The organism is Nostoc sp. (assembly GCF_036917655.1).
Lineage (GTDB): Bacteria > Cyanobacteriota > Cyanobacteriia > Cyanobacteriales > Nostocaceae > Nostoc.
Genome location: NZ_JBALCY010000028.1, coordinates 1 through 23,853, shown reverse-complemented (window position 1 = coordinate 23,853; position 23,853 = coordinate 1). Strand labels below are relative to the sequence as shown.

At 41.6% G+C, this 23,853-nt stretch carries 21 protein-coding genes and 1 pseudogene; 12 read left to right on the top strand and 10 right to left on the bottom strand.

Going from position 1 to position 23,853, the window contains the following annotated elements; genetic code table 11:
* Nucleotides 1-268 precede the first annotated feature (268 nt).
* The 4 genes from mgtE (at nt 269) to V7K30_RS11915 (ending at nt 3,645) form a co-directional block, all read left to right on the top strand.
* The gene (gene mgtE / locus V7K30_RS11930) at nt 269-1,621 is read left to right on the top strand and encodes a magnesium transporter (RefSeq protein ID WP_334999318.1); all 1,353 of its coding nucleotides are present in this window, start codon (nt 269-271) and stop codon (nt 1,619-1,621) included.
* Nucleotides 1,622-1,628: 7 nt separating this feature from the next.
* Entirely contained in the window at nt 1,629-1,898 is a 270-nt protein-coding gene (locus tag V7K30_RS11925; protein WP_334999316.1) for a hypothetical protein, read from the top strand.
* An 87-nt stretch (nt 1,899-1,985) separates the two neighbouring features.
* Complete coding sequence (locus V7K30_RS11920) at nt 1,986-3,035, top strand: aspartate carbamoyltransferase catalytic subunit (RefSeq protein WP_334999314.1); 1,050 nt, start codon at nt 1,986-1,988, stop codon at nt 3,033-3,035.
* 169 nt (nt 3,036-3,204) lie between these two features.
* Nucleotides 3,205-3,645 (top strand): pentapeptide repeat-containing protein, encoded by a 441-nt coding sequence (locus tag V7K30_RS11915; RefSeq protein ID WP_334999312.1) that lies wholly within the window; start codon nt 3,205-3,207, stop codon nt 3,643-3,645.
* A 146-nt stretch (nt 3,646-3,791) separates the two neighbouring features.
* Here the strand turns inward: V7K30_RS11915 and V7K30_RS11910 are convergent, their stop codons facing one another.
* The 8 genes from V7K30_RS11910 to V7K30_RS11875 form a co-directional block, all read right to left on the bottom strand.
* The gene (locus V7K30_RS11910) at nt 3,792-5,132 is read right to left on the bottom strand and encodes a TldD/PmbA family protein (protein ID WP_334999310.1); all 1,341 of its coding nucleotides are present in this window, start codon (nt 5,130-5,132) and stop codon (nt 3,792-3,794) included.
* A gap of 149 nt (nt 5,133-5,281) precedes the next feature.
* The gene (locus V7K30_RS11905) at nt 5,282-6,754 is read right to left on the bottom strand and encodes a TldD/PmbA family protein (protein ID WP_334999308.1); all 1,473 of its coding nucleotides are present in this window, start codon (nt 6,752-6,754) and stop codon (nt 5,282-5,284) included.
* Nucleotides 6,755-6,878: 124 nt separating this feature from the next.
* On the bottom strand, nt 6,879-7,049 hold the full coding sequence (locus V7K30_RS11900) for a hypothetical protein (RefSeq protein WP_334999305.1): 171 nt from the start codon (nt 7,047-7,049) through the stop codon (nt 6,879-6,881).
* Between the two features lie 134 nt (nt 7,050-7,183).
* Entirely contained in the window at nt 7,184-8,008 is an 825-nt protein-coding gene (locus V7K30_RS11895) for a glycosyltransferase family 2 protein (protein WP_334999303.1), read from the bottom strand.
* Nucleotides 8,009-8,053: 45 nt separating this feature from the next.
* A complete protein-coding gene (locus tag V7K30_RS11890) occupies nt 8,054-9,358 on the bottom strand; it encodes an NAD(P)/FAD-dependent oxidoreductase (RefSeq protein WP_334999301.1) in 1,305 nt (434 codons plus the stop codon).
* A 92-nt stretch (nt 9,359-9,450) separates the two neighbouring features.
* Nucleotides 9,451-9,807: an EamA family transporter gene (locus tag V7K30_RS11885; RefSeq protein ID WP_334999299.1), complete on the bottom strand. Its 357-nt coding sequence runs from the start codon at nt 9,805-9,807 to the stop codon at nt 9,451-9,453.
* A gap of 36 nt (nt 9,808-9,843) precedes the next feature.
* On the bottom strand, nt 9,844-10,227 hold the full coding sequence (locus tag V7K30_RS11880; protein ID WP_334999297.1) for an EamA family transporter: 384 nt from the start codon (nt 10,225-10,227) through the stop codon (nt 9,844-9,846).
* Between the two features lie 1,628 nt (nt 10,228-11,855).
* Entirely contained in the window at nt 11,856-12,194 is a 339-nt protein-coding gene (locus tag V7K30_RS11875) for a hypothetical protein (protein ID WP_334999296.1), read from the bottom strand.
* A 612-nt stretch (nt 12,195-12,806) separates the two neighbouring features.
* Here V7K30_RS11875 and V7K30_RS11870 point away from each other — a divergent pair.
* The 4 genes from V7K30_RS11870 (at nt 12,807) to V7K30_RS11855 (ending at nt 16,324) form a co-directional block, all read left to right on the top strand.
* Nucleotides 12,807-14,966 carry a Tex family protein gene (locus V7K30_RS11870; RefSeq protein ID WP_334999294.1) on the top strand — a complete coding sequence of 720 codons (2,160 nt, stop codon included), beginning with the start codon at nt 12,807-12,809 and terminating at the stop codon, nt 14,964-14,966.
* Between the two features lie 13 nt (nt 14,967-14,979).
* Nucleotides 14,980-15,321, top strand: coding sequence for a 2Fe-2S iron-sulfur cluster-binding protein (locus V7K30_RS11865; RefSeq protein ID WP_334999292.1), 342 nt, complete (start codon nt 14,980-14,982; stop codon nt 15,319-15,321).
* Nucleotides 15,322-15,607: 286 nt separating this feature from the next.
* Nucleotides 15,608-16,006: a phage holin family protein gene (locus V7K30_RS11860; protein WP_334999290.1), complete on the top strand. Its 399-nt coding sequence runs from the start codon at nt 15,608-15,610 to the stop codon at nt 16,004-16,006.
* Nucleotides 16,007-16,132: 126 nt separating this feature from the next.
* Entirely contained in the window at nt 16,133-16,324 is a 192-nt protein-coding gene (locus V7K30_RS11855) for a YqaE/Pmp3 family membrane protein (protein ID WP_334870740.1), read from the top strand.
* 359 nt (nt 16,325-16,683) lie between these two features.
* On the opposite strand, the gene V7K30_RS11850 is transcribed toward V7K30_RS11855, so the two are convergent.
* The gene (locus V7K30_RS11850) at nt 16,684-17,484 is read right to left on the bottom strand and encodes a histidine kinase (RefSeq protein WP_334999288.1); all 801 of its coding nucleotides are present in this window, start codon (nt 17,482-17,484) and stop codon (nt 16,684-16,686) included.
* Nucleotides 17,485-17,675: 191 nt separating this feature from the next.
* Here V7K30_RS11850 and V7K30_RS11845 point away from each other — a divergent pair, with 191 nt between their 5' ends.
* The 4 genes from V7K30_RS11845 (at nt 17,676) to V7K30_RS11830 (ending at nt 23,426) form a co-directional block, all read left to right on the top strand.
* Nucleotides 17,676-17,900: a hypothetical protein gene (locus tag V7K30_RS11845; protein WP_334999286.1), complete on the top strand. Its 225-nt coding sequence runs from the start codon at nt 17,676-17,678 to the stop codon at nt 17,898-17,900.
* 55 nt (nt 17,901-17,955) lie between these two features.
* Nucleotides 17,956-18,291, top strand: coding sequence for a cytochrome c6 PetJ (gene petJ / locus V7K30_RS11840; protein ID WP_334999284.1), 336 nt, complete (start codon nt 17,956-17,958; stop codon nt 18,289-18,291).
* Nucleotides 18,292-18,517: 226 nt separating this feature from the next.
* Nucleotides 18,518-19,537, top strand: coding sequence for an aldo/keto reductase (locus V7K30_RS11835; RefSeq protein WP_334999282.1), 1,020 nt, complete (start codon nt 18,518-18,520; stop codon nt 19,535-19,537).
* Between the two features lie 58 nt (nt 19,538-19,595).
* Nucleotides 19,596-23,426, top strand: coding sequence for a tetratricopeptide repeat protein (locus V7K30_RS11830; RefSeq protein WP_334999280.1), 3,831 nt, complete (start codon nt 19,596-19,598; stop codon nt 23,424-23,426).
* Between the two features lie 174 nt (nt 23,427-23,600).
* On the opposite strand, the pseudogene V7K30_RS11825 reads toward V7K30_RS11830, so the two are convergent.
* Nucleotides 23,601-23,853: pseudogene (locus V7K30_RS11825) on the bottom strand (hypothetical protein); the annotation flags it as partial.

Below are 23,853 nucleotides of genomic sequence, written 5' to 3'. Positions count from 1 at the left end.
GTAGTAAAATCTACTTTAAGTTACACGAAAAGCAGGGAAATTAAGTTAGTCATTTGTGATAAATATCACATATAGTAAATCCTAAGATTCAGTATCTACCGGAGAGCGCTATTCCAAGTTAGGATGATGACTAGCGATGCCTTGAATTAGATATCGATATTGAATTGTTGAAATTTTATGGACCATAGTCCAGAAGATGGCAGTATCAACCTCCTCTGATCTGGCGAGGAAGTCTCCCAGCGCGGGGGAGACTTAGGAGATATATCTCATGCTCACACAAGATATTCGGGATTTACTGACTGATACTACCGATTTAAACCAGTTGAAATGGGATTTAAATCGCTTACAACCTGTGGATGTGGGAGAATACATTACACAATTACCTGAAAAACAACGGGCGATCGCATTCCGTTTACTCAACAAAGCTCAGGCAATTGATGTATTTGAATATCTGCCCACAGAGGTGCAAGAAGAACTACTTAATTCTCTCCATGATGTGCAGGTAGTGCAACTTGTAGAAGCGATGAGTCCCGACGAACGGGCAGAATTGTTTGATGAACTACCTGCTGGGGTAATCAAACGGCTATTACAAGAACTCAGTCCAGAAGAAAGGCAAGCAACAGCAACGATTCTCGGCTATCCAGAAGGTACTGCTGGGCGGGTAATGACAACTGAATATGTCCGGTTGCGAGAAGGATTGACTGTAGGCGAAGCCCTAAGCAAAATCCGCCGTCAGGACGAAGATAAGGAGACAATTTACTACGCCTACGTCACAGATGACAACCGGACGCTGGTGAGAGTAGTTTCACTGCGCCAGTTGCTGTTTACCTTTCCCGATGTTTTCATCAAGGATATTTCTAGCGATCGCGTCATTAAAGTGAGAACTGAAACCCCCCAAGAAGAAGTGGCGCGAATCATGCAACGCTATGACTTAATCGCTATCCCCGTCGTTGACCGAGAAGACCGATTGGTTGGCATCGTCACCATTGATGATGTGATGGATATTTTGGAAGAGGAAGCCACAGAAGATATTCAAAAACTGGCGGGTGTGGGTGGTGATGAAGCAGCTTTATCCTCTCCCCTGCTCACCATCCGCAACCGCTTGCCTTGGCTGTTGGGCATCATGGCCTTGTATATTGGTGCCGCCAGTGCGATCGCGCCTTTCCAATCTGTAATTGCCGCAGTGCCAGTTTTAGCAGTCATCATGCCAATATTTTCTAACACTGGTGGTACTGTTGGTATTCAATCATTAACAGTGACAATTCGCGGCTTGGGGGTAGGCGAGGTAACACCCAAAGATACCTTGAAAATTCTCCGCAAAGAACTTTTAGCAGGTTTAGGTACAGCTCTGGCTTTAGCCACCACGATGATCCTGCTTTCCTTAATTTGGGCGCGACCCCAAGAGCGATGGGTGGCTTTAATTGCCGGAATGGTAATGGCAACTAATACAATTGTGGCTGTTACACTCGGCACTTTACTGCCAATGGGTTTGAAACGACTGAAGCTTGACCCGGCCTTGGTTAGTGGGCCGTTAGTGACTACAATGCTAGATACAATTGGATTTTTAACGTTTCTCAGCTTAATTTCTTTAGCTTTAAACGTTTTCCATTTACCAAGTTAATGGATTTATGAAAGACCAAGAAAATCTGAAGTATCCTAACGTTTTGAAGCACATTCAGGCAGAGTCTGAAGCCCTAAATTTTCGTATGGCTTCAGACTCACTGACAGGTTCTTTTCTAAGAACACTTGCTGCGAGCAAACCTGCTGGTATGTTTCTTGAACTGGGCACAGGAACTGGTATGTCTGCTGCTTGGCTTTTGAACGGTATGGATCAGAAATGCAAGCTGATCTCAGTTGACCAAGATGACAAAGTGATATCATTTCCTCTGCATCTGTAAATTAAAAAGCTGTAGAGACGCGATGTCTGACGACAAGCCGCTTTGCGTCTACGCTCGGATCTCTATGCAGGAAACTGATTGCTATTTATGCCTACTAATACCTGGAATCGTCATCACATTCTCTCCCTAGCTGACTTCACTACTACTGAATACGATACAGTTTTACAAACTGCGGCCAGTTTTCAAGAGGTGCTATCACGACGGACAAAGAAAGTGCCAACCTTGCAGGGACAGGTGGTGGCAAATTTATTTTTTGAACCCTCTACTCGGACTCGTAGCAGTTTTGAACTGGCTGCCAAACGCTTGAGTGCAGATACGCTGAATTTCGCCGCAGCATCTTCCTCTATGACTAAGGGAGAGACAATTCTCGACACGGCGAAGACCTATTTGGCCATGGGAACTGATATTATGGTAGTCCGCCATCGAGAGGCAGGAGTACCCAATGCGATCGCATCTGAAATGGATCGTCTCGGTGTAAAAGTTAGTGTCCTCAATGCTGGTGATGGTCAACATGAGCATCCTTCCCAAGCATTGCTAGATTTATTTACCATTTGTACTCTAATTGACCCAGCTAGTCCCAGATTAGAGCTTTTAAAGGGTAAAAAGATTGCGATCGTTGGGGATATTCTCCATTCTCGTGTGGCGCGATCGAATATCTGGAGTTTAATTGCCAGTGGTGCCGAAGTGCATCTGGCAGCACCACCTACCCTCTTGCCCAAGTTCTTTGCCGAGTATATCTCGGAGGAAGTAGGAGACAAATTAATTCTCTCATCTCCCTCATCCCCCACTCCCCACACCCTACTCCCCACTCCCCAACTATTTCTACATTGGCAGCTAGAACCAGCTTTACAGAATGCTGATTTTGTGATGACTTTACGCCTGCAAAAGGAACGTATGACGGCTCATTTACTGCCAAGTTTGCGAGAATATCATCAGTTATTTGGCATTACACGCACAAAGTTGCAACTCTGTAAACCTAACGTCAAAGTTTTGCATCCAGGCCCAGTTAACCGTGGTGTTGAAATTAGTTCTGAATTGATGGATGACCCGGAATTCAGTCTCATTCAATCGCAAGTTACCAGTGGTGTAGCCGTTCGTATGGCGCTGCTGTACCTATTAGGTAGCGGCAAGGCTTAATATAATCTCTTTTAATATTAGTCCCATCGGACTACCTTACGGAAGAATACCTAATCTCATAGAAATTATATATTCCTCCGATCGCATGAGGACAGAATTCTGTAATCTTGGCACACTGGTATCGTAGAAGTTAAGAATTTAATGACTTCTAGAAGTGTCGGAGGTAAATATGAAGCGAATTTTTTTGACGGCAGCAGCCATACTCAGCACGCTATCTTTAGCTGCTCCCATTCCCGTCAAAGCAGAAAACTCCGCCCCTGTCCGGCGCTTGCTGGAAACTAGAGAATGTTCGGGATGTAATTTAACAGGAGCAAACCTCAAAGGCGCTCATCTGATAGGTGTTGACCTGAGAAATGCAAATTTAAAAGGAGCTAATCTCGAAGGTGCTAACTTAGAAGGTGCCGATTTAACTGGTGCTAATTTGAAGTCTGCTAATCTCACAAAAGCATTCGTCAGCGATACTATCTTAAATAATGCCAATCTCACCAACGTTAATTTGAGTAATTCCCGTTTATATAATAGTGACGTAGATGGCGCAGTTTTGGCTAATATTGATTTAAGCGGTGCTCATGTATTTAATACTGCCATTAGCATCGGTGGTGAATACTAATGATGAGTTAAGAGTTATAGAGTTTCCTAATCATATAAGGTATATCATAGCCCCCTCTCGAAGAGCGGGGAGGGGGTTGGGGGTGGGGTTCTTAGGGTTTAATAAGTAATCAAGCGCACATGATATAACTCTGCACTTCCTAAGTTTTATTCACCAGTAATCGACAGTTCATTAACCCAGATTTTCGGGCAAACTCCCCCTGGCGTTAACTCCGCTTCTTTCTCTACATAAATAATTGACTTTAAGAGTTCTAAGAAATCGCCAGCAACAGTTGCTGACTCAATACTTGTTCTGACACCCTTATTAACTAGCCAACCATCAAACGGCAAAGAAAAAGAACCTTGTAAGGCTTTTACTCCTGCATGGAGAGCTTGTAAATCATCGATAAGAATAACGTTTTCAGCAGTTTCTAAGCTAAATTCTTGCTCAGGAGTTGCTGCTGTAAAAACGTGATAAAAATTGGGACTAACGCTGACTTTTGCACCAATACTGGCATTACCTGTTGGCTGGGCATTCAACCTTTTAGCAGTGCCTGCACTATGGAGAAAGCTTGTTAAAACACCATTTTCAATCAGCGAAATCTGACGAGTCGGAGTTCCTTCACCATCAAAAGTTTCGGCACCAACGTTAGCTGGGTGCAGTGCATCATCAAAAACTGAAAGCAGAGGCGAAGCAATTTGCTTACCTAAATCATCAGCAGTAGATAGACTTTGATTGTCCAAAATACTTTGGGCGTTGAACAAGTTAGAAAAAGCACCCAACAGACTTAAGAAAGCTTCTGCTGAGAAAACAACTCGATATTTACCAGTCTTGATTTTTTCATAGTTCAAGTGACTGATAGTTTTATCGGCGGTTTCTTTGATGCAACCATTGATGTCTAAATTGTTTAAACTTTGGTTGATTCTAAAAGCGCCTGCACTACGCGGTTTTTTCCCTTCTTCCTCAGTTTTGCTGTAAAGATAAACTGATGCTAAGGAGTGAGATTCAGTTCTGACTGCACCCTCGCTATTGAGATAAAACCTGTCAATATCTCTTTGGGATAAACCATTATAAGGTACACCTTTAATTGCTGGATGAGCTGCCAGTAATTCTTTTTCAGCTACCAACAATCTTTCTATGAGTTCAGCAACAGGTGCTTGGGGTGTCTTATTTTGAGGTTTATTTGGAATAGGAACAGTAGCTTCGGGACTAAAATCAGGAACATTTTCCTTAACACCAAAGAAACTGGCTTCGTAGGCAGTTTTCAAAGCTAATTCCAATCCCTTGGAATCTACATCTGTGGTGCTGGTGACACCCATTGTATTCTCTTCATTCCAGACACGAACAGTAACACCAGAGCGATTTGAGGCTTTGACTTGTTTTTGCTCACCTTGGTCTACTTGGACGCTAGTATCATCTACTGTTGAGCCATAAATGTCGAATTTCTTAATACCAAGCTTATCAGCATTGTCCTTGGCAGAATTTGCAATCTCATTTATATTCGGCATAGTCAATTTTAGATTTTGGATTTTCTCGCTCCCTGGTTAACATCGGGAGTGTAATACTGGAGGGCTTCTGCCTCGTAGATATAATATAAATAGTGGCAGAGCCACCAAGAAGGCGTTTCCAGGTGGAACCTGGGAACGAGTTTACGAGGTTATCGTCCACCGACGGTAATAGAATCGACCTTGATATGGGGTTGTCCAACTGTGGTGTAAATACTGCCACTCACAGAGCCACAAAAACCTGGTGCAAGTTCTAAATCTTGGGAACACATGGAAATTTTATTCATAATTTCCTTAGCTTCACCGATGAGAATTGCTCCCTTTAAAGGTTTGGTGATTTTGCCATTTTCAATCAAATAAGCTTCATCAACACTAAAGTTAAATTGACCTGTAGCACCAACACTACCACCACCCATCTTTTTACAGTAAATACCTTTATCAACAGACGCAAATACTTCTTCAGTGCTATATTCGCCAGAATCAATATAAGTATTACGCATCCGACTAGCAGCAGCAAAGGTATAATTTTGGCGACGTCCACTTCCAGTTCTGGGGTGTCCGGTGCGTGCAGAACCTGTTCTATCTGCTAAGAAGTTTTTCAGAACGCCTTTTTCAATTAATAGGGTTCTTTGAGCCGGCATACCTTCGTCATCCATGTCAATTGTCCCGAAGGCATTTTCTGAGCGCCCTTCATCCCAGGCTGTCAAACTTTCGTGGGCAATTTTTTCGCCTTTTTTGTCAGCAAAGGGAGTGGTATTGCGTTCAATTTGAGTGGTTTCTAGCAAGTGTCCGCAAGCTTCGTGGAAAATTACGCCGCCAAAGTGATTGGCCATAATGATGGGGTAAGTACCTGATTCAACGTAATCTGCGTAGAGCATTTTTCCAGCCGATTCTGCTATTTTCTCAGCAGCTTGTTGAGAATCCCAAGTTCTTAAGAAGTTGGCATCGCTAGTATTACCCGCGCGATCGCCAATTGAGGTACGATTAGCACCATCGGCACACAAAAGGTTAAATCCTACTGATTGGGTGAGGCGAATATCACGGGCAAAAGTACCGTCACTGGCGGCGATTAAAACTTCTTGCCAATCCCGGAAATAGGTAGCACGGCGCGATTGGACGTGGCTAGCTTTTTGCTTCAGGTGGGCAGTACCATCAAGGAGGACTTCTCCCATTTCGCGGATGGAGCTACACACTGGTAGCCAGGCATCTTTACCTCTTTTGGTGGCGTAATCTCTGAATAATTCCAAGTTGATTTCAGGGATGAAAGCTTTAGGAGCAGGTAGTTGCAATCCCAAGATAGAAAGACCTTTTTCTAAGGCCGCTTTCAAACCGGAAAACGAAAGGTCATTGGTGCTAACGTAGCAGTCAGCTTTACCGCGAAAGACTCTAACTCCCGCGCCTGTAGACAGACTGGGTGAAATACTGGTGATGGAGTCGTCTTCTGCAAGACAACTAATATAGTTCCGACGCTCTAAAAATAATTCGATGAAGTCAGCGCCAGCGGCGCGTCCTAGTCCCAGGAGGGTAGCCAGGGGGGCTTCCCAGGTTTCATCGAAACGCTCTGGTGTGGAGGAATATTGCAGGGTGGGAAGTTGATTCGAGAGAAGTAGCGTACTTGTAAGCATGGGTAGCCTCGTCTGCTGGCGTAATTCAGAGATTTGACTGAAAAATCGTGGTGTGTTCAGTCTAACAAATGAGCGAAAGCCAGAGTCGGCAATTAAGTAGTAGGGGTTTCCCCACCTTGGAAACTCACCTCTCGCCCTTAAGCGTCAGTGAAATATTGTAAGTAACGCCCTTTGGAGAGCGATCGCGATCATGTAGAGTCGAGATAGAATCCAGTTTGATTTTGCGACAATAGGGGTAAAAGTTCCACAGCATTGCTAATATCCGCAGGGACTGTTTTGCTCGTGGATTTGCCATCGCTGCATATTCAAAGCAAGAATTTCATCAAACTTATTTTTGATTTCTGCCTTGCTCATAGCTAGAATGACATCGTTGAGATAAACATTTTTCCATCCACTTAATTTTGTGCGGAACCCTATTTCTTCTAAGATTTATTTGCGATTTCCCATCTTTAGTGGAACTCTTCCTGTTTCTTGCTCATTGAAAGTCTGACCTAAATTGGAAGTTTGCCCTGTCGATGATAGATTCTTAAACAAGAGCTTTAGTGTTCGAGTAATAGTTTTAAGAATTTTCATTTTGCTGGCAGTCGGCTTTTGATCATATCTCAAAACCATTGGAATTTCTACGATTTTTGGTTTGAGGACTTTGGCTTTCAGCAGTAAATCTATCATGCAAGCAAATCCACTTTCAGTAAATAGATTGTCGCCATAACACATATCCAGTTTAGTGACGAAAGTACGGTTATACAGCCTGTAACCACAAGTGTAGTCTCTTACACCTGGTACACGGGCTGCAATTCTAAAAAGCCAGCTAGCCCCGTAACTCATCAGCTCTCTAAATTTTGATAAGCCTATGACTTTGGAGCCTTTTCGATATCTAGATGCGATCGCAATATCATAGCTGCCAGCTATCATGGTGTTATACATCTTTATTAATAGTTCTGGTGGTTGCGTGTTGTCGCAATCCATCGCAGCTAAAAAATCACCTTCTTGAGAAATTTCTAAGAAGGTTGCGAAACCTGTCTTAATTGCTTGACCTAAACCAGCATTTTTGGGATGTTGAACTAATTTCAGTAATATCCCCAGTGATTGAGATTCATCTAAAGCAGTCTGAGCAGTTTTATCACTACTGCCATCATCAACAAGAATCAGTTCTATCTCCATATTAGAGATTTGCTGCAATGTCTGAAACTTTTTGAACAAGGGGCGAATTGATTCTTGCTCGTTGTATGCGGGTAAAAGAACAAAAAGACTCATAATTACCTCGTGTGACTTTTAAAATAAAATACTATTTCTCAAATTTCAAGAATTCAGTAATGTTGATTTTTTGAGAAATTCATCGACCTGTCGCACTACTGCGTTGTTGTTGACGCTATCATTAACCAACTGGGAGGTATTGACGACGAAAAAATCATCGTTTTCAGTACTCACTTTGGGAACAAGATTTGAATAGTCTAAAACTTGTAGTGGCTGTACTTTAATAGCTCGATTAATGTGTGCTGCCACAATATCATCTGCTTTGAGTTCTGGGAACATCAAACGTATGCCTTGGAAAAATACTTGGCGCAATTCATCATCTGGCTGTTTTAACAACGGGTCAGTGGAAAGGATATATTTTGGTAGAAATGTCATGTGATATCCTGCTGTCTCTTGCAAAGAAACTAAGTTACTCATACCGATAACTCCGGTAAAGGGAATATTTCTATCAGCAATATTTACTACGTAATAAGGAACTAGAGCCTTGCGAGTAATAAGTACCATACAGATTACACCCAGGTATTCTACTGTTTCACCAGTGTCTGAAACTTTTACCAGTCCATTAGCAGCAACCTGTTGCAAAATATTAACTGGGCCAGTAAAAATGACTTTATCAAAATGTTCCTTTTTACTCTGAGATTCTACCCACATTCCCCCCCCTGCATGAGGAGCGATATATTCCACCGCAACACCTGTGTGGATACGACCTCCAGCCGCGTAAATTAATTTTTCTATATGGTCAAAAACAGTTTTGTAACCGCCTGAAACATAACCAAGTTGTTCTTTATTTAATGAAGAATCCCGCGCTGAAAATAGTCGTTTGATATAAGCCCAAATAAAAACTGCTGATATTCGCTTATAGTTCTCTCCCAATTTGGATAGAAGCAAGGGTTTCCAGAGCTTTTCGTATGTATTTTTACCACCGAGTTTCAATAGCCAATCTTCAACTAAAATCTTTTCTAAGCGCCGCCAGTTATTAAGGCGTGAACCATATAAGAGAGTAAAAGCTAATCTGATTTTACCTATAATTCCAAACAAAGGAAAGCGCAGAAATTCTATAGTGTTACTAATAGAATAGAATTTTTGCTTGTCGTAGAAACCTGTTAAACTTCGATGCCAACGCAGTTTATCTCCAAGACCAATATCTCTAATAAAATTTATTAAATGAGTATCAGAAGGGAGAATAACGTGATAAAACCGATCCCAGGTAAACAACCCGTAATCATGATAAGTGGTAAGTCCACCAAGCTGCTTGTTGCTATCGAAGATAGTGACTGTATGTCCTTGATGTGAAAGACGTTGAGCTAATACTAGCCCAGTTATACCTCCGCCAATGATACCTATATTCATAAATTTATATTTTTGTAGGGATGTTTTTGAGATTTATCTTCAGAGGCTTTTAAGTTTTATATTAATAACCTCAGTTATTGCCTATTTAATTATTAGTTTACGACAAGAATTACGCCAGCTATGATAATGGAAATTCCTAACCACTGGCTAAATATAACCTGCTCTTTTAGAAGATAGTGAGAAGCAATTGGTATAAGTGCATACATTAATCCTAGAACTGGAAATGCTTGACTCAGAGGAATTGTCCGCAATACATAAAGCCACAATATAGTCATAAATGTATAGCAGATAAACCAAATCAAAAAATAACGAGAGAATAATAGATTTTTGATAGATGTGCTTGCTCCCTTAGTAGGACTAGAAATGTAAAGTCCATACTTGAGTGACAGGTTAGCTGTTGTTCCGAATAAAACTACAACCATTAAAAGTAGCCAAGTAATGATGTTCATTTGTCAATACTTTTTGTGGAATTTACTAGAAAAAATTTATATAGACTTTTTAACTGGAATAACCACTAAAAGAACACCCAGAAAAATAGTGATGACTCCTGCTATTCGAGTTAGTGTAATCATCTCATTAAAAAAGTAGTATGAACCGAAAAGTATACCGACATAATTTAAACTAGTCAGTGGATAAGCAATACTCAATTTAACTGAACGCAGAGCCAATATCCAATTTACTATTCCCAAGCAATAAACACTAACAGCTAATGCTAATTGTTGAATAAATACCCAACTAAATAATCCCTCTTTTAGATTACTCATGGTATGCTTCATCAGCAATTGCCCAGAAATACTAAATAAAATACTGATAAACAAGATTATATAAGGAATTATTTTAACATTTGAAATTTGCGACATAGATTTCATAGTACATTTGCCTCAATCGATATAGTAGGTATGAACCGGACAGTAAACAGCCCGTTGTTTTTAACGTTTCGGATTTCGGTCACACCTTCTGTGCAATTCGACCTCCACTTCAGTAGATAGACAACAAAATTAAGAAGGCTATGTTGAAGGGCTGATATCGAAATGACCGTTGAAGCTTATGTTCAAGAGTTAGCTACTAAACCGCGTCCATCTTGAAAACTGTAATTCTTTCCGTATGAAAAGAAAAAACCCTCATCCCCTAGCCCCTTCTCCCAAATTTGGGAGAAGGGGAGCCGGAAAGAAGTCACTCTTCCCTTGTAGGGAGAGGGATTTAGGGTGAGGGCAAAAACTACGGTTCTCAACATAGATGAGGTTTAAATACTATGCAGCTTACAGTATGGTTGCTGTATTATGGCAGCATCCGATATTATCACAGTAGAGGACGCTAAATTGAGACAAACTAGTTTTATTATTTGGTAATTGGCACAATCAATTTAGGCTTTGCCCAACTGTGAATTGCACAAATCGTCCGGATCAGCAAGTTATGCTTCAAAACTACCTTTAGTGCGATCGCAATATCTAGGTAATATTGAATGCAGACATAGGCAAGGTTGAGGGGTTTGCCACAAACTTGCTCTGGACAAAGTTTAGCAATGCGCGTAGGCTACGCCTATCGTAGACATCGCTTATACTGAACTCAAATTTTATCCGCATGTTCATCAGATGCACCTAAGGGAATAAAAATAGATTACCAGAATTTTTGATTAATTCATTCATTAACTTTCATTAGTTGGATGCTGCTGTTGAAATATTGCTGAACACACGACTGAAGTTCTCAAGCTATTAACTTAACTGGATTGATAAATGTTCTTAATTTTCTCCAGGAAACTTTATTAATTTACTGATATACCATAGAATTTCTCCAGGCTCACAGACATAACTGTAACCTCGGCTGGTAACTAAGCCAATTAATAAAAACTTTTACTCAAATTGAGTGTGTATACGTGCTATTTTTGGGCATGGAAGCACAATGAGTAACAGAAGTCTGCTTAGCTACGGAAACTATAAATGAATCAGTCTACAGTAATGCGCTTTACAGGTTTATGGGGAATTTTAGTGAATGTCTAAATTAAGTTTTTTACGACACTAACGGCAATGTAAACTAGCATTGGCTGATCAACTCGGAGTTGAAGCTGATTGCATCGCATTTGAGATGTTCTTACATTATTTAGTATTAGGTTTACTTGATTGTTCTTCATTACACATAATTTTAACTAAAGTTTTCTCTCTAGATTTATTGTTACATGTAATTACTTACTAGAATACCATGAGAAAAGCGTGTTGCAAATTTATCGCCACAGTTTATCAAAAATTCATTTACCGTCAAACGATAACTTCATAAAATCGAAACTTTCTTCTAGATGAATTTTTCTTTTTAAGGATTTGTACATCTGACTTTTCAGGGGAAGTCCTCAAACCACGAAACAGAGTGGCTTTTTCATCCTCACACAGAAGAATTTTCCATAAAAAAATTACCAACTTCCGTTTTTCAGGAGATTACTGGGTTAGCTGTCTTATAATTTTCAGGAGTTTAAAGTTGAGAAAAAATTAGTTCGTGGTAGTTGGTATTATTTAAATTCTCTAGGTTGTTTTCCTGTAGCTCCAGTTTGTTTGGACTCATTTTCCTGCAAAAGTTTGTTGGTAATGATTAAAACAATGATTAACAATCCAAACTGAATCTGCCAGGGTGCTAATACTAAACTTAAAATCAAGCTAATAGCTGCAAATACACCTGCAAGGTATGCAATTTCATCAGTACTCTTTTTAAACAAGTAGCCAGTAGCTAGAGCAGTACACAGTGGTATCAAGAAAAACAAAGGCATTTTACTAACCTCTGAACTAAAGGTTGTAGTGTTTATAAAACAAATTGAAATTGTTTTTGGAATTTTGGTTAATTTTACATCCAATAAGGTTTTAGCTACAACAGCCGAGCGAAATAAATATTATAGAAAGTCAAGATTACACAACATTGGATCTTATACCAATTGGAATAATGATTGCGACAGATGAAGCGCCTAAAAGCTTGACGAATAACTCCTTCATCTGTGGTTGATACTGCGCCAAACTTGCTTTAAGAGTAGGAACACACAATCCAATACGCTTGGGTTAAGAAGAAAAGTAGGTTGGGTTGAGCAATAGCGAAACCCAACATCCTTAGGACTTTGTTGGGTTTCGTTCCTCAACCCAACCTACATCAGTTTTAGTTTTTAGCCTTAACCCAAGCGTATTGACACACAATCCCTTCTCCTGTGGTTGCCGCTGCGCCAAGCTTGCTTCCCCGTCGCAGGGGTACAGGCGAGGCTCGTTCTGCCGTCCCGACTCAGCGCATAGCTGCGCTATGCTATACAAACTCTTTGGATTAAAAGGGTTAAAAACTTGCGTAGGTGGGTTTTGTCTATTTCGCCAATTGCACTCTTGTGAGCAATCATCTGGGAAATTAGCTTAAAACTTTGGCCTTGCGCCAGGATAAGGATCTAGCATATTACCTTTAGAAGTAGCATTTTCATTTTAGACACCCAATGCTGAACATTCCTCAACTACTGGCAACTGAAATAAACCTCAAACCTCATCAGGTGCAAAACGCGCTGGAACTTTTGGCGGAGGGTGCAACAATTCCCTTTATTGCCCGTTACCGCAAAGAGCGCACCGACGAGATGAATGAGGTGCAACTACGTGAACTGGCTGATCGATATACTTATTTAACAGAACTGGAAGAACGAAAATCGGTGATTTTAAGTGCGATCGCCCAACAAGGTAAACTTACAGATGAACTCAAAGCCAAAATCTCATCCTGCTTACAGAAAAACGAACTTGAGGATTTATACTTACCCTATCGACCAAAGCGACGCACCCGCGCCACCATCGCCAGAGAAAAAGGACTCGAACCACTGGCAGAGTTCATCAAGTCGTTAAATCTAAAAAATGCTGTAACGGCTTCTCTTGAAGAAGAAGCGGCTAAGTATATTTCTGAAACGAAGGGAGTAAAAACAGCAGAAGAGGCGCTCAAAGGTGCTGCTGACATTTTGGCAGAAGAAGTCGCAGAAAAAGCTGAGTTACGCGCATATATCCGCGACTATCTTTTAGAAGAAGGGGTATTCGTCTCCCACATCAAAGATGATTATCCTGAAGGTACAACCAAATTTGAGATGTACCGTAACTATCAAATTAGGGTAAAAAATATTGCACCCCACAATATGCTGGCGTTGTGTCGCGGTGAAACTGAAAAAATATTAAGCTTTGAAATTGCTTTTGATGAGGATACGGTACTTTACTATCTTGAGTCGAAAGAAATTAAAACCAAAGTTCGGACAATTCGGGATTTTTACCAGGCGATGCTGAAAGATGCATTCAACCGTTTGATGAAAGTCTCTCTAATGGGGGAGGTAATTTCTGAGAAGAAAGTTTATGCAGACATGGAATCAATCAAGACATTTGAAACTAATCTGCGGGAGTTGCTGCTGTCTGCACCAGCCGGAATGAAACCAACGCTGGCGATAGACCCTGGATTTAGAACTGGGTGTAAAGTCGCAGTCCTCGACCAAACTGGAAAATTTTTGGAATACCAAGCGGTATTTCCCCACCAAGCAGCTGAACAACGACTCAAAGCAGCACAAACTGTCAAAAATCTAATTGAAAAGTACAAGATTGAGTTAATCGCCATTGGTAACGGTACAGCGTCCCGCGAGACAGAGGAGTTTGTCACGCAAGTATTACAAACAATAGAACGCAAACCAGTTAAGGTGATGGTGAATGAGTCCGGCGCATCTATATATTCTGCAAGTAAAGTAGCGCTAGAAGAGTTTCCCGATTTAGATATTACCGTGCGCGGTGCAATTAGCATCGGTCGCCGTTTGCAAGACCCCTTAGCGGAATTGGTGAAAATCGATCCCAAATCCATTGGTGTGGGACAATATCAGCACGATGTCGATCAGAAGTTGTTGAAAAAGAAATTGGATGACACTGTAGAAAGCTGCGTTAACTACGTCGGCGTGGACTTAAACACCGCCTCCAAAGAACTTCTGACTTCTGTCTCTGGGATTACGGCAACAGTTGCCAATAACATTGTCGCCTATCGCAACCAGTATGGAGCCTTTAAAAATCGCCGACAACTCTTGAAAGTTGCGAAGCTGGGGCCAAAGGCTTTTGAACAAGCAGCGGGTTTTCTGCGGATTCGCGGTGGTGACAACCCATTAGATAATACAGCAGTGCATCCAGAGAGTTATTCTCTAGTAGAAGCGATCGCATCTGATCTAAATGTGCCATTAAATCAGGTGACACAAATTGCCGAAAAACTCAAAAAGACCAACCTGAAGAAATACGTTACTGATAGCGTTGGCGAACCTACACTGCGCGACATCCTCAGCGAACTGGAAAAACCCGGTAGAGATCCCCGTGCAGAGTTTAAGTATGCCACCTTCAGAGAAGGAATTAAGGAAATCAGGGACTTAAAGGTAGGAATGGAACTAGAAGGAATCGTGACGAACGTCGCCAACTTCGGCGCATTTGTCGATATCGGTGTACATCAAGATGGCTTGGTGCATATATCCCAACTTGCTGATAGATTTGTAGACGATCCCAACAAAGTTGTCAAAGTTGGACAAGTAGTCAAAGTGCAAGTGCTAGAAATCAACGAGAAACTCAAACGGATTAGTTTGTCGATGAAAGCAGTTAAACAATAATTAGAAACAGCAGATGGCAGTTTATCAAGTTCGATTCATCAATCCTACACTTGGGTTAGATCGCACCATTCAAGTACCAGATGATCAATATGTGTTGGATATGGCAGAAGAAGCTGGTATCCGCCTCCCATCTGGGTGCAAACAAGGCGAATGTTCTGCCTGTGTCGCCAAACTCATTAGCGGTGAAGTTGAGCAAAGTGAGCAAAAATTTCTGCGCCCAAGTGAAATACAGGCTGGTTATGTTGTTACTTGTGTAACTTACCCTTTATCTGATTGCACTTTAGAAACCCATCAAGAACAAATCTTGTATAAATCAGCCCTTTACTATAAGCCTGAGTCTGGAAAATCTGAGTGATTTTTGCCCTGTAACATTAAATTAATCTTAAATTCGTAGGGTGCGTTAAATTTGTTTAACACACCCTTAAAAACATGGCATCACGGCACTTGCAACTTTTGCAATTGGTCAAACAGAGTAGGGGCAGCTTGCGCCCCTGCAATATATTGTATCCATATGACAACCGCTATAGTTTTCTAAATGATCGACCTAACGGTAGAAGCAAATCTATCTTGCAAGAGAGGTTAAAACGTAGCACATAGTTAAAGATGAGATAAGAAGTTACAAACATTATTAGGTAAAAAAAATGTTGACACCATTATTAACTGCGCTAGCTACAGCTTTGAGCTTATTGATTGTTGATTTAGTTGTTCCAGGCGTTAATATTGCTAATTTTCCCGCAGCTTTGATTGCTGCTTTAGTAATTGGTGTGATTAACGGTTCAGTTAAACCAGTTCTATCTGCTCTCTCCCTACCACTCAACTTTCTCTCATTTGGAGCATTTTCGCTCATCGTCAACGGTTTATGTTTCTGGTTAGCAGCAGTGCTAGTTCCTGGGTTCGCAGTTCGCGGGATTATTGGTTTCCTTCTTGGGCCAGTTATTCTAACTTTTGCTAACACCTTCATTAACAACTACTTTGTTGAAAGAAACCTTTTAACCAGCAGTGGTCATGTCAAAAGCCAAGGTGAATTACCTTCTAGATAAATATTAAAAAGAGGAGAAATACCAATTTCATCACGGTTCTACTCAAAATAAAGTATCCGAAGGTGGATTTCCTAATTCGGCATCTTCAAAAAATGTAACTAAACAAAATCACAAAATTGTAACATCATGAAATTAGTTCGTTTTCTTCTAGGTTTGTTAGTGCCTCCTTTAGGCGTTTTTCTGACAGTTGGAGTTGGCCCAACTTTATTTATTAACATTTTGCTCACAGTTTTAGGTTGGCTACCCGGTAGTATTCATGCAATTTGGGTTATAGCCAAGCATGAAGAACAAGTTAATCAAGAGGGACGTATTTACTAATTACTAATACGCAAGATTAATTTTAAGAAATCTTAAGTAGGGTGCGTTAAAGCTTTAGCCTAACGCACCATTTTTCTGTGAGAATTAGAATTTATAAGCTATTCCAATTTTAACTTGCATAATTAGGGGGACTTCGGCGTAAGCGCTCAGTCAAATGTTGCCCACCCCAGATTTTATTTAATTCGATTATGGATTTAGATGTTTTTCAACTTATCAAGCGGTGCTTTAGCCTTTGGCATAACACACCCATGAAAACTGAGTCTTTAATAATTATACAGATAGGTTGGTAAGGCACGGCATTGCCGTGCCCCTACGAAAAATCTCTATGTATCAGGGTTTTTGTGAAAAAGCAGTCTAGTCTATTTATGAATAGTATCTCGCTCTTTATCAGCAGGTTGCTTCTCTTTGAACAAGTCAGCCGCTGTTAAGAGTAACTGCCTCAATGTTTGTTTAATTTGGCGCTCTTTTCTCGCTAAAGATGTACCAGCTTCACCTAATTGCTCTTCTAGCTGCGATCGCTTTTGTTCTACCTGTACAGCCATAGACTCTGCTTGCGGACGAGCTTTATCATACCAGTGTTTAGCCTCGTCTAGATAATCTTGAACCTCCAGAGAACGTCCGCCATAGCGTGCAGCTAAGTTAGCTCGGACAATCGCTAACTGCGCTTGCAGTTGCGCGTAACGCTTCTTTAACAATCCTACTTCTTCACTATCTTTAATAGCATTGACAGCAGAATCAATTGCAGTTTTGGTAGTAGCAGGTTCTTGCTTACTCGTCTCTTCAATCTCTGCCAAAATTACATCAATCTCTTGCTGTAGTTCTTCTTCTTCACCATCCAGTTGAGCCTGTAACCGCTTGATATCTGTCTGAGTTTGAGCAATGCTTTCGTGTCTTTTGCTATTAATCCCTTCCAGCGCTCCTTCAATGGAAGCCGTCACTTCATCTTTGAGTTCGCTACCTTTTTCTTGAAAGTTTTCTATTACAGCAGAAACTGCATCTCTAACAAGGCTACGAAGCTCAGTCGAACCTTGTTTAAACTCCGATCCTACTTGAGAAACTGCGGATTTAACAATTTCTCGAATCCGATCAGTTCTTAATTGTCCGGTTTCTTTAGCTTGTTGCAGGTCTGCTTGAATTTGTTGTTTGATATTGTTAGGCATTTTCAACTCTTGGGATTTAACTAATTTGGATAAAATTTTCTAGAAATGTTCCCACACTCACATTATGGCGTAGCCTAATAAGGCTAGGCACTTCCTTTAGATAGAAAATAACAACCATAAGGAGGTGATGTGTAGCATATTGCCCATTTGTGAGATGATTAATATTTGTTGGTAGTAATTGAGAGTGAAATATGTGGCGAGTAAATATTACTTGTTCTGGCGATGCCTGGAAGCGCTATGGTACTGAATTTAAAGCGATCGCAGAGAAATATCAAGGTGAATTGATTGGTTCCAAAAAGATGCCAGATGGTACACGCATCATGTCCTATAAAATTGAGGATGTTAGTGATGCAGAAGCCTTTCAAGAAGAATGTGCAAATTTTTCTGGATTTACAACTGACTTTGAATCCCTGTAGTATTGGTTCTGACACTTATGCCTGTAACTAGAATGTCAAAATCGGGAGAAGTTAATTGAAAAAATTACTCACATTAGTATTGGTAACGTTTTTGTTATTAAGAAGTACTTTTACTTTCCCTGCTAGTGCCGCAGATACAGTTAACGGCGAACAAATTTTTAGTGTTCATTGTGCTGGTTGTCATATCAACGGCAGCAACATAATCAGGCGAGGTAAAAATCTCAAACAGCAAGCGCTGAAAAAGTATGGTATGGATTCAATAGAGGCAGTTACATCTATAGTTACCAATGGTAAAAATAATATGTCAGCCTACAAAGAGCGCCTCACTGAACAGCAAATTCAAGATGTTGCTGCTTACGTTCTTGAACAAGCTGAAAAAAGCTGGCGTTAGAAAGTTAGGAGTTGGGAGTTGGGAATTAGGAGTTAGGAGTTAGGAGTTAAGAAGTTAAGACTTTAGCAGTTATTAACTCTAGCAGTCCTAAATCATTCATAATAAAGTAGAAAAGTTAAGAAGGCTGTAAAAACCCGCTTGTCAACTCACTAATTATTAACTCTTCTAACTCCCAACTTCTCACTCCTAACTTCTCACTCTCAACTACTTACTCCTAAACTTGAAAATGAACTTACCAGCAGCTAGCCGTTTCCAATTCACTCCTGATTTGAACATCTGCCGCATATTAAATGGTATGTGGCAAGTCTCCGGCGGACACGGACAGATAAATCCCCAAGCCGCCATTGAGACTATGTTCAAGTATTTAGATGCAGGCTTTACCACTTGGGATTTAGCAGATCATTATGGCCCCGCTGAAGACTTTATTGGTGAGTTTCGCTGTGAACTAATTGATACTCGTGGGAAAGATGCTTTATCTCAGGTGCAAGCTTTTACAAAATGGGTACCTCGTCCAGGCAAAATGACGAAAAAACTGGTTGAGGAAAATATTGATATTTCCCTGAGAAGGATGAATGTGGAATCGTTAGATTTGATGCAATTCCACTGGTGGGAATATCAGGATAAAAATTACCTAGATGCCCTCAAATATATGGCAGAACTTCAGACTGAGGGTAAAATTAAACATCTAGGTTTAACTAATTTTGACACGGAAAACTTGAAGATTATTACCGAAGCAGGGATCAAAATCGTTTCAAACCAAGTGCAATTTTCCCTTGTTGACCGCCGTCCCGAAGTTAATATGGTGGAGTTTTGTCAACAGCATGACATAAAGCTTTTTACTTACGGTACACTGTGCGGCGGGTTGTTATCAGAAAACTATTTGGGGAAACCGGAACCGCAAAGAGCTGATCTATCTACTGCTAGTTTGAAAAAATATAAAAATATGATTGATGGTTGGGGTAGTTGGCAATTATTTCAAGAGTTGCTGGCTATCCTCAAAGAAATTGCTAATAAGTATGGGGTAAGTATCTCCAACGTAGCAGTGCGTTACATTTTAGATCAGCCAACTGTGGGCGGTGTAATAGTTGGTGCCAGACTTGGTGTATCTGAACATATAGAAGATAACGCCAAAGTATTTAGTTTTAGTTTAGATGCAGACGATCGCGATCGCATCAATGCAGTATCTCGCCAATCACGCGATTTGTATCAGCTAATCGGCGATTGCGGCGACGAATATCGGCGATAATTTCAGGAATTGGGTGATAATACGGTGAAGGTTACTGTGGAAACTACTGCTGTCAGCCATGCCCCTAAACTTCACCTTCGCCCTCAGTCAACAGCAGACTTTTGAACTGCGCTGTGATTATGGCTCACGTCGCCTGGATAAAACGGAGTTGGCAGCACTTATTGATTTGTGTGAGCAAAATTATTATGCTCAACAAAAAGATCGTCTACCTTATCTCACCCAGTTGGGACGGCAACTTTATCAATGGCTGGATGGTAAAGAAGGATGGCTGAGAAGGGCGCTGAATGAGGCGGATGAGCAAACAATTCTTTTAGATTTGATTAAAACCAGCGAAGCGCAGGGGTTGAACCCAGAAACAGAACGGGTGGCGTTGGGATTGGCACATCTGCCTTGGGAATTGCTGCATGATGGCGCAGGGTTTTTACTGCAACGTCAAAATATCTCCGTTTTACCAGTGCGTTCTGTGCAGCAGCGTCAAACCCAAATTATTGGCGTGCAAAATCGCCCCTTGCGCTTGCTGTTTATGGCGACTTCTCCTGAAGATCCGAGAGTTCCGCCACTAGGGTTTGAGCAGGAAGAAGCGAACATTTTGCAAGCAACTAAAGATCAGCCTTTGGCGTTGATTGTTGAGGAAAGTGGCTCGGTTGCAGAGTTAGCCAATTTGGTGAAATCCTACCCCGAAGACTATTTTGATGTCTTTCACCTCACGGGACACGGGATAATTTATACCCAAAAAGGCTACGGCTATTTGCTGCCAAAAGGTGTAACTCTGCCAGACAATACCCCCTGCTTCATCACTGAAGATGAGGTGGGAAATATGCAACTCACTATTGTCAACGACTTAGCTAAAGCCTTTCGCGGACGCTGGCCGCGTGTAACTTTTCTCTCTGGTTGTCATACGGGACAGGTTCCTAACAAGGGGACAGTACCCTCGATGGCGCAGGCGTTGGTGAAAGCGGGGGCAGGTATAGTTTTAGGCTGGGCGCGTCCGGTGTTTGACCGCACGGGTATTGTAGCAGCACAGGCACTTTATCAAGCTTTGGCGACGGGGGCAACTGTTGAAGAAGCAGTCAAAGCGGCGCAGCAGGAGATGATTGACAAAGAATGCACCGACTGGCATCTGTTGCGGATGTATCGGGATACGCGCCCCATTGCCGAACTGGTGACACCTCTGAGAACAAGAAATCGTGAAAAGCTGAAGTTTACAGCGCCAGAGCAAGAATTTCTGGATGAGAATAATCTAGTTAAAGTTGCCAGTCGGTTTGAATTTGTCGGACGCAGACGACCTTTGCAACGGTGTCTCAGGGCATTGCGGGAAACCAGCGACCAAATCGGGGTGTTTATTGCTGGGATGGGCGGATTGGGCAAAAGTACCCTGGCGGCGCGGTTATGTACACGGGTGCAAACGCAGCGTGACAATTTTGTGCGAGTCGTGTTGATTGGCCCTCTGGATGAGTGGGGTTTGCTGAATAAGCTCTCTAATAAGTTTGAGCGGTTTGCAGATGTGCCAGCACTTTTGAATGAACCAAAGGTGTCTCTGAAAGGGCGGTTGCAAAACTTTTTTGAGGCAATTGAAAAGGAACACAAGCAACCTTTGCTGCTGGTGCTGGATGACTTTGAGCAGAATATCCCCACAGCTAATATTGAAGATGGTTCGCTGCGGATGACGGCAGATGCTTATGAAATTTTAGGCGCGATTTGTGCGGCATTGGAGGAGAACGGGGCAGAAAGTCGGCTGATTGTCACCTGTCGCTATTTGGAAGAAGACACTTTGCCTCCTCATCGTCTGCACCTGGAACGCCTGGAACAGATGAGCAGCAGTGATATTGATAAAATTTGCTTTCCCTTAGATAAAGAAGTTAGACAGCAGTTAAGAACTCAGCGAATTATTCACATTGCTGATGGTAATCCCCGGTTGCTGAAGTGGCTATTAGAGGTGATTCAGCAGCCGGGATTAGCGGCGGATGAATTATTGAATCGTCTGGAGGAGACTGAGCAGAAGTTTCGTGAAAATATTTTGGCACAAACTCTGCTGGATGCTTTGGAACCGGAAGAACAAAAGTTTCTTGCACGGTTGAGTGTTTTTCATTTGCCTGTGATGGAGGAGATTGTCAAGGCAATTTCTACCGCCGGGGAATTGGCAGTTTTGGGCAAGCTAACCAGCCTTAGCCTAGTTGAATCTGCCACCACTCACCCCAACCAGCCAGCTAATTATCGGGTGACGACAATTTTAGAAGCGTTGTTAGAACCAGTGTTAAGTGAGGAAGAATGGCAAGTAACGCGACAGCAAGCGGTGAAGAAAATCTATCAAGCTTGGTGGGAGGAGACTGGCAAATGCACGGAAGCAGAAGCACTGGAAATTGTGCGCTTGGGATTGCTGGCAAAAGAAGAGGAGATTGCTGTCAGCTTTGCGGATATGATTGCAACCAATTGGGTGAACAATTCCCGCTTTGTGGAAGCTTTTGATTTATGTAAGCAAGTGCTGGCAGTTTTTCTAGATTACCGCATCTTGGGAACAGTCGCCCGTGCAGAAGAGGTTTTGGGTTTGGTGCAAGAAGCTGCTACCCATTATCAGCAAGCTTTAGACCTTTGCCCTGAAGATGACGAAATTTTCAAATCCACCTCCCTCAACAATATGGCGTTGGCAATCTACCAACAAGGGAACCTCGAACGAGCGCTCTATTTATGGCAACAATCATTGGAAATTGATGAGTGCATTGGCAATTTTAACGGTAAGGCTACCAGCCTCAGCAACATGGCAGATGCAATTGCTACTCAAGGCGATATCGAAAGGGCATTTTCTCTATGGCATCAATCATTAGAGATTGTAGAGTACATTGGAGATTTCCAAGGCAAAGCAGTGATACTCTGTAGCATGGCAAGCTTAATTGTCAAAAAAGGGGATGTTAAACAAGCACTTTCCTTGTGGCAGCAATCCTTAGAAATCTTTGAGCATATTGGGGATATCAGAGGCAAAGCTCAAACTCTGCACAACATAGCAGGGGCGATACATATTCAAGGAGACATCGAACAGGCACTTTCTCTGTGGCAGCAATCTTTGGAAATAAAACAGAGTATTGGTGATATCCAAGGACAAGCTGCAACATTATCTAACATAGCGTGGGCATTAGCTAAACAAGGCAACATCGAAACAGCAATGCAACTGTGGCAACAAGACTTTAACATCTCAGAGCGTATTGGGGATATTAAAGGAAAAGCTGCAACGCTATCCAACATGGCATGGGTGAGTCTTCAAGAAGGGAACATTGAACAAGCGCTTTCTTTGTGGCAACAAACCTTGGAACTTGATGAGTGTATTGGAGATGTAAAAAGCAAAGCCACAACACTGGCAAATATGGCTTATGTAGCATGGCAAATTGGTGATACAGCCAAGCAGCTAGACCTAAATTTACAAGCTGCTCAGTCACTTGTAAGGGTTCATGCTTATGGTGATTTGCTTACGGTTCTGAATAATTTAGGTGTAGCGGATGAAAGCAACGGTTTAGTTTACTTAGCTCAAGCAATCTGGCTTTCGCTAAAAATTGAGGCTCCTGTAACAGATACCATTCAATTTATTGTTAATCTGTATCGAACTCTATCTCTAGGTGATGAACTGCAAGCGTTACTAATGGCAGTTGCAGCATGTTTATGCAAGCAACTAGGTAAAGATCATGCACAATTAGCAGAATTCCAGGATTTGATTGACTGGATGATATCAGTGGTGGCAAATGTCAATGGAATTGAAACGCCAAAGGAGTTTGCTCCCTGGTTTGTCCAGCAACGGCTAAATGATCCAGAATATTTCCTCCCCCGACTCAATCAACGCCTAGAGGAGATAGTTGGCGATGGGTGGTTGTTTGACCGCAGTCAAGTTTCAATGGGTGGATAAGGGGAAATGCGATCGCGTTAATCTTAATGATTTTTGTTGGCTTGCCCAGAGAGGAGATGCGATGAAGATAAGGGAGATGCGATCGCGTTAATCTTAAATTAATCGCTCACAATGTAACCAGCTTATGCAGTCCTTCAATATTACTCTGCCAGATGCGATCGCGTTAATCTTAAATTAATTGGCAATAATGTAAAAATTTTCTGCAATCAGTCCTCTAGACTCGTTCACGAATATCAAAGACTCGTCGGCGAATATCAAAGACTCATTCACGAATATCAAAGACTCATTCACGAATATCAAAGACTCGTCGGCGAATATCAAAGACTCGTCGGCGAATATCAAAGACTCATTCACGAATATCAAAGACTCATTCACGAATATCAAAGACTCATTCACGAATATCAAAGACTCATTCACGAATATCAAA